Here is a 1,634-nt window from a genome sequence, read left to right on the forward strand (position 1 = left end):
GGTGACGCAGATGGATGCGGACAGCGCGATGGCGCGGCGGATTCTCGCTTAGACGATCACTTTGCAATGCTCGCCTCGCCCGCTAGAGCCGCCGCCAATGTCAGACGCTCCAGAAAAACCCGCCGTTTCCGATAAGCAGGATTGGCGCTCCACCGTCTTCCTGCCGAAGACCGACTTTCCGATGAAGGCCGGACTGCCGCAGAAGGAGCCGGGCATCCTCGCCAAGTGGCAGGCCGACGGGGCCTACCAGCAATTGCGCGCCGCGCGGGCGGGGCGGGAGAAGTTTATCCTCCACGATGGGCCGCCCTACGCCAATGGCGACATCCATATCGGCCATGCGCTCAACCATATCCTCAAGGACATGGTGGTTCGCACGCAAACCTTGCTCGGCAAGGATGCGCCTTATGTGCCCGGGTGGGACTGCCACGGGCTGCCGATCGAGTGGAAGGTCGAGGAGCAATATCGCAAGAAGAAGCTAGACAAGGACCAGGTGCCGCTGGTCGAGTTTCGCGCCGAGTGCCGCGCCTATGCCCAGCATTGGGTCGATACGCAGCGCGAGCAATTGAAGCGGCTCGGGATCGGCGGGGAGTGGGACAAGCCCTACCTGACGATGGACCCCGCGGCCGAGGGGACGATCGTCGCCGAACTGATGAAGTTTGCGGAGAGCGGGCAGCTCTATCGCGGGGCCAAGCCCGTGATGTGGTCCCCGGTCGAGAAGACCGCGCTGGCCGAGGCCGAGATCGAATATGAGGATGTGACGAGCACCCAGATCGATGTGGCGTTCGAGATTGTTGAGTCGCCGATTGCAGAGTTGGTTGGCGCGCACGCGGTGATCTGGACGACGACACCGTGGACGATCCCGGTTAATCAGGCTTTGGCTTATGGGCCAGAGGTTGAGTATCAAGTCCTCGATTGCGACCTGACACTCTGCGACATGCAGGCCGAAGAAACCGAGCATTGGCGTGCGTTCTTCGCTGATTGGAGCCTCAAAGACATCCTCGTCGCGGCGCCGTTGGCCGATGAGTTCGTAAAGCGTTTCACGGTGGGGCTGGAGCAGCTTCTGCCGCCCGCGTTGGCCGGAAAGAAAATCATCTGCGACGTCATTGCTATAAGAGAACTGAAAGGCTCTGACCTCGCCGGCACTATCGCCCGCCATCCTATGCACCATCTCGGCGGCTTCTTTGCCAAGCCACGCCCCTTCCTCCCCGGCGACTTCGTCACGACCGACACCGGCACGGGTCTCGTCCACATGGCGCCCGACCATGGCGAGGACGACTTCGCGCTTTGCAAGGCCCACGGCATCGAGCCTGTATTCGCGGTCGAGGGGGACGGGAAATATCGCGCCGACTGGGCCTGGCTCGGCGGGCAGGGGTCGGTGATCAACACCAGGTTCAATGCGCCCGACGGGCCGATCTGTGCGGACCTGCGCGCAGCCGGGGCGTTGCTGGCGGCGAGCGATTTCCGGCACAGCTATCCGCACTCGTGGCGGTCGAAGGCGCGGGTGATTTATCGCTGCACCCCGCAATGGTTCATCGGGATGGATAGTCCCTTAGCCCCTCCCGCCGGAGCGGGAGGGGAAGAGCCACGAAGTGGCGAAGGGGAGGGCCTGTCGTCCTCTGCCGCCCACATGCCCT

General features: G+C 63.2%; 1 protein-coding gene. It reads left to right on the forward strand.

Annotated features, from left to right (window positions below; all coding sequences use genetic code 11):
* Positions 1 to 97 precede the first annotated feature (97 nt).
* On the forward strand, positions 98 to 1,634 hold a 1,537-nt coding region (locus RMN84_RS02685), incomplete at its 3' end, for a class I tRNA ligase family protein (protein ID WP_309610663.1).

This window comes from Sphingomonas sp. (genome assembly GCF_031380695.1).
Lineage (GTDB): Bacteria > Pseudomonadota > Alphaproteobacteria > Sphingomonadales > Sphingomonadaceae > Sphingomicrobium.